We start from the raw sequence: 5,036 nt of genomic DNA, 5'->3' as shown, positions 1-5,036 counted from the left end.
CAGGTTCCTGGACCGGCACTGGTACGCGTACGCGATGGTGCTGCCGGTCGTGGTGGTCATCGCCGTGCTGGTGCTGTTCCCGCTCGCCCAGGGCGTGTTCTTCACCTTCACGAACATCAACGAGGGCAACATCGCCAACCCGGTCCTGGACCGGCCGGCGACCTACGTCGGCGTCGGGCTGGACAACTACCTGAACATCCTGTCCGGCGACTCCAGCTACGGCGCCTTCTGGGGCACGCTGGTGCGCACGCTGATCTGGACGTTCGGGTGCGTGTTCTTCCACTACACGATCGGCCTGGGCCTGGCCCTGCTGCTCAACCGGCAGGTGCGCGGGCGGTCGGTGTACCGGGTGCTGCTGATCCTGCCGTGGGCGGTGCCCGCGTTCATCAGCGCGTTCACCTGGAAGTACATGTTCAACGCGCAGTACGGGATCATCAACCAGGCGCTGCGCGCGGTGGGCCTGCCCGACCCGGTGTGGCTGGGCCAGTCCGACTGGGCGCTGGTCGCGGTCATGATCGTGAACACCTGGCTGGGCGTGCCGTTCATGATGGTGGCGCTGCTCGGCGGCCTCCAGTCGATCCCCGGCGACCTCTACGAGGCGGCCGAGGTGGACGGCGCGACGCCGTGGCAGCGGTTCCGGCACGTCACCCTGCCCGGCCTCCAGGCGGTGTCCAGCACGGTGGTGCTGCTCGGCATCATCTGGACGTTCAACATGTTCGCGATCATCTACCTGATCACCGGGCCGAACCCGAACACCCGCATCCTGGTGACCTACGCGTTCGAGCGGTTCTTCTCCGGCGCGTCCCGCGACTTCGCGGTCGCGTCGACCTACGGCGTGCTGATCCTGTCCGTGCTGCTCGTGTTCGCGGGCGTGTACCGGCGGGCGCTGCGCGAGCAAGGCGAGGTGTGGTGATGACGGTCGAGGCTGTTTCGCTCAAGGCCGCCGCGCCGGTGCGCCAACCCAAGCGCTCGGACCGGTCGCGGCTGGCCAGCGTCGGGCTGCACGCGGCCCTGGTGGTGGCGTCGCTGATCGCGGTGTTCCCGGTGTTCTGGGTGCTCGTGACCTCGTTCAAGCCCGACGCGCGGGCCGTGGAGACCACGCCGAAGCTCGTCAACGAGTCGAGCCTGGACAACTACACCCGCATCCTGGCGGGCGAGAAGGGCGACTTCCTCGCCTGGTTCGGCAACTCGGTGGTCATCGCGCTGATGACCACGGTGCTGGCGGTGTTCCTGTCCGCGACGACCGGGTACGCGGCCTCGCGGTTCCGCTTCCCCGGCAAGCGGTCGCTGATGCTGTCGTTCCTGGTCGTGCAGATGTTCCCGTTCGCGGTGCTGATCGTGCCGCTCTACAACATCCTGCTCGCGCTGGGGTTGCAGGGCACCTCGTTCGGCCTGGTGCTGGTGTACTGCACGACCGCGGTGCCGTTCTGCACGTACATGCTGAAGGGCTACTTCGACACCATCCCCACCGACATCGACGAGGCGGGGCGCGTGGACGGCCTCACGCCGTTCGGCGTGTTCTGGCGGCTCGTGCTGCCGCTGGCCCGGCCGGGCCTCGCGGTGACCGCGTTCTACGCGTTCCTCACGGCGTGGGGCGAGGTGGCGTTCGCGTCGGCGTTCCTGTCGGCGGCCGACGAGTCGAAGACGCTGGCGGTCGGCCTGCAGGTGTTCGTGCAGCAGAACCGCACCGAGTGGGGCCACCTGGCGGCGGCGTCCATCCTGGTGGCGATCCCGGCGATCGTCGTGTTCTACCTGGTGCAGCGGTTCCTGGTGACCGGCCTGGCGTCGGGCGCGGTCAAGGGGTAGCCCGCGGGGACGGCGGTCGCCCCCGGCCGCCGTCCCACCGGACCACGTGGACCACCGGCACGGGCGGCCCGCGAGGAACGGCCGTCGTCCTGCCGGGCGAGCACCAGGTCGGTGGCCCTGCCTCCGGGCGTACCACTCGCGGTCAGACCGTGATGATCTCGACCACCGACTCCAGCCCGACGAAGTCCTTCGGGTTGCGCGTGTACAGCGGCAGGCCGTGGACCGAAGCGATGGCGGCGATCATCAGGTCCGTCTTGCGCGGCCGCGGGTCGCGGTTCGCGGCACGCGTCAACCCGACCAGCGAGCCGTACCGGGCGGCCGCCCGGCCGTCGAAGGGCAACGGCTCGAAGTTCGCGATGGCGACGCCCAACCTCTCGGCGCGCACCGCTTGGGACACTGAGTCCTTGGCCGCCGTGATGCCCTGGTGGAGTTCCGCCAGGGTGATCGCGGTCAGCTCTGAAGATCGCGGGAGCGTGGCCCTGTCCAGCTTCGCCAAGTCGATGTAGACGCAGGTGTCGAGTACGCCGGACGGTCGTCGTTCAGACACTGGGGCGCTCCCACGGGTCGTCGTCGTCATCGAGGCGGTCTTCGCCGAACAGTTCGTCCGACTCCGCGCGCATGGCCGCGTAGTCGACCTCCGGCAGGTTCTTGTGCAGTTCGATGAGCTCGTCGGTGGTGAGCTTCCGCCGACGAGGCAGTGGGCGCACCTCGGCGATCTCCACGCCGTTGCGCGTTACGTGGTACGTCTCGCCCGCCTCCACGGCGTCCATCACGGCGGCGGAGTTGTTGCGGAACTCCCGCTGGCTGATGACCTTCACAACACCAGTGTAGCGAGGTGTGTCCCGGTGTGTCACAGCACCTTGTAGAACGATTCAGAACTAGACCAATCCACCTGTTCCCGTAAGCGCTTGCAATCCCTACCGTTACCCGAAAGCGTGGTAGCGAAAGGTGCGTTTCAATGGCTGAGGTCGCCTACGTCAAGGCTTCGCGGGTGTTCTCCGGCAACCCGCCGGTCCGCGCGGTGGACGAGTTGTCCCTGGACGTCACCGACGGTGAGTTCCTGGTCCTGGTCGGTCCGTCCGGCTCCGGCAAGTCGACCGCCCTGCGCATGCTCGCGGGCCTGGAGGACGTCGACGAGGGCGCGATCCACATCGGCGGCAAGGACGTCACGAACGTCCCGCCGAAGGGCCGCGACATCGCGATGGTGTTCCAGTCCTACGCGCTGTACCCGCACATGACGGTCGCGGAGAACATGGGCTTCGCGCTCAAGCTGCGCGGCGTGAACAAGGCCGAGATCAAGGAGAAGGTCGCCGAGGCGGCCAAGATGCTCGACCTCACCAAGTACCTCGACCGCAAGCCGAAGGCGCTCTCCGGCGGCCAGCGGCAGCGCGTCGCGATGGGCCGCGCCATCGTGCGCGAGCCCTCCGTGTTCCTCATGGACGAGCCGCTGTCGAACCTCGACGCGAAGCTGCGCGTGGAGACCCGCGCGAACATCGCCGCCCTCCAGGCCCGGCTCGGCACCACCACGATCTACGTCACGCACGACCAGGTCGAGGCCATGACGATGGGTCACCGGGTCGCCGTGCTCAAGGACGGCCTGCTCCAGCAGTGCGACACCCCGCGCGCCCTGTACGACAAGCCGGCGAACGCGTTCGTCGCCGGGTTCATGGGCTCGCCCGCGATGAACCTCAAGACCGTGCCGGTGACGTCCGAGGGCGCGAAGCTCGACGGCATCGTGGTGCCGCTGGAGCGCAGCTACCTGGACAAGGTCGCGGCCGAGGGCCTGTCCGAGGTCACCTTCGGCGTCCGGCCCGAGGCGCTGGCGCTGGTCGGCTCCTCCGAGCAGGGCATGGACATGACCGTCGAGCTGGTCGAGGAGCTGGGCGCGGACGCGCTCATGCACGGCTCGGTCCGCATCGGCGACGTCCCCGAGCGGTTCGTGGTCCGCGTCGACGGCCGCACGCCGCCCACCCTGGGCCAGCACGTCAAGGTCGCCGTCCGCGACACCTCCGACGTGCACCTGTTCCACCCGGAGTCGGGTGCCCGGCTCACCGACTGACAGGCACCACCGCGCGTCCCACGGGGGCCGTCCCGCAGCCGGGGCGGCCCCTGTGGCGTGCGGAACACCCGGTCGGTGGGGCGCGCGGTCGCGGAGCGTTTAAACTGAACTCGACAACGGTTTCCATTGCCTGTACGTGTGTCAGTCGAGGAGTGCTCTGATGACCGTCCGCAACGCGTTGCTCGGCGCGGTGGCCGCCGTGACCGCCGTCGCCCTGACCGCCTGCGGCGGCGGCCAGGAGACCCCGGCCGCCGCGCCGGGCAAGATCAAGGTCGTCGCCTCCACCAACGTGTGGGGCAGCGTCGTGAAGGCCGTCGGCGGCGACGACGTCGAGGTCACGTCGATCATCGACGACCCGTCCGGCGACCCCCACTCCTACGAGAGCAAGCCGTCCGACGTGGCCGCGGTGCGCGACGCCGGGCTCGTGATCTTCAACGGCGGCGGCTACGACGACTTCTTCGCCACCCTGCTCGGCCCGGAGACCGAGGGCGTGAAGAAGATCGAGGCGTTCCCGCTCTCCGGCAAGGCCGACGGGCACGAGGAGCCGTCGGGCCACGAGGAGCCCTCGGCCACCGGGACGCCGGAGCACGCCGACGAGCCGGCGGAGCACGCCGACGAGGCCGGCCACGACCACGCCGTGAACGAGCACGTCTGGTACGACTTCGCGACCGTCCGCGAGGTCGCCGACCAGGCCGCCGCCGACCTGTCCGCCCTCGCCCCGGACAAGAAGTCCGCCTTCGAGGCCAACGCCCGGACCTTCACCGACGGCGTCACCGCCCTGGAGGAGAAGGCGAAGGACAAGGGCGCAGGCAAGAAGGTGCTGGAGACCGAGCCGGTCGCCCACTACCTGCTCGACACCGCGGGCGTCGAGAGCGCCACGCCCGAGGCGTTCGCCGACGCCGTCGAGGAGGAGGGCGACGTGCCCGCCGCCGCCCTGGCCGAGGTGCTGACGCTGGTCGAGCAGAAGCAGGTCGTCGCGGTGGTCAACAACGCGCAGACCGAGAACGCCGCCACCGGGCAGGTGCTCGCCAAGGCCGCCGAGGCCGGGCTGCCCCTCGTCGAGGTGACCGAGACGCTGGCCGAAGGTGCCACCGGCTACCTTGACTGGATGACGAAGCAGGTGGACTCCCTGGTGGGGGCGCTCTCCGCATGACCTCTCCGGGCACGACCC

Annotated in this window: 6 protein-coding genes; 4 read left to right on the top strand and 2 right to left on the bottom strand. The window is 69.4% G+C overall.

Annotated features, from left to right (window positions below):
* Window positions 1-7 precede the first annotated feature (7 nt).
* The gene (locus ACR807_RS41045) at window positions 8-913 is read left to right on the top strand and encodes a carbohydrate ABC transporter permease (RefSeq protein WP_438926957.1); all 906 of its coding nucleotides are present in this window, start codon (window positions 8-10) and stop codon (window positions 911-913) included.
* Complete coding sequence (locus ACR807_RS41040) at window positions 913-1,806, top strand: sugar ABC transporter permease (protein WP_438926956.1); 894 nt, start codon at window positions 913-915, stop codon at window positions 1,804-1,806. Before ACR807_RS41045 ends, ACR807_RS41040 begins: the two co-directional genes overlap by 1 nt.
* Before the next feature lie 142 nt (window positions 1,807-1,948).
* Here ACR807_RS41040 and ACR807_RS41035 read toward each other — a convergent pair whose 3' ends face one another.
* The gene (locus ACR807_RS41035; RefSeq protein WP_438926955.1) at window positions 1,949-2,353 is read right to left on the bottom strand and encodes a type II toxin-antitoxin system VapC family toxin; all 405 of its coding nucleotides are present in this window, start codon (window positions 2,351-2,353) and stop codon (window positions 1,949-1,951) included.
* Window positions 2,346-2,624 (bottom strand): type II toxin-antitoxin system Phd/YefM family antitoxin, encoded by a 279-nt coding sequence (locus ACR807_RS41030; protein WP_438926954.1) that lies wholly within the window; start codon window positions 2,622-2,624, stop codon window positions 2,346-2,348. Before ACR807_RS41030 ends, ACR807_RS41035 begins: the two co-directional genes overlap by 8 nt.
* A 140-nt stretch (window positions 2,625-2,764) precedes the next feature.
* Here ACR807_RS41030 and ACR807_RS41025 point away from each other — a divergent pair, with 140 nt between their 5' ends.
* Both ACR807_RS41025 and ACR807_RS41020 read left to right on the top strand, forming a co-directional pair.
* Window positions 2,765-3,865, top strand: a complete 1,101-nt coding sequence (locus tag ACR807_RS41025) for an ABC transporter ATP-binding protein (protein WP_438926953.1) — start codon at window positions 2,765-2,767, stop codon at window positions 3,863-3,865.
* 160 nt (window positions 3,866-4,025) lie between these two features.
* Window positions 4,026-5,018: a metal ABC transporter solute-binding protein, Zn/Mn family gene (locus ACR807_RS41020; protein WP_438926952.1), complete on the top strand. Its 993-nt coding sequence runs from the start codon at window positions 4,026-4,028 to the stop codon at window positions 5,016-5,018.
* The last annotated feature ends 18 nt before the right edge of the window (window positions 5,019-5,036 follow it).

Origin of the sequence: Saccharothrix sabaoui (assembly GCF_051756985.1) — a bacterium.
GTDB lineage: Bacteria > Actinomycetota > Actinomycetes > Mycobacteriales > Pseudonocardiaceae > Actinosynnema.
Note: the sequence above shows the minus strand (reverse complement) of the source record. Positions and strands in the feature narration are given on the sequence as shown.

Coding starts and splice junctions, on each gene's coding strand:
- ACR807_RS41020 (WP_438926952.1), top strand. CDS start 4,026: ATGACCGTCCGCAACGCGTTGCTCGGCGCGGTGGCCGCCGTGACCGCC.
- ACR807_RS41025 (WP_438926953.1), top strand. CDS start 2,765: ATGGCTGAGGTCGCCTACGTCAAGGCTTCGCGGGTGTTCTCCGGCAAC.
- ACR807_RS41040 (WP_438926956.1), top strand. CDS start 913: ATGACGGTCGAGGCTGTTTCGCTCAAGGCCGCCGCGCCGGTGCGCCAA.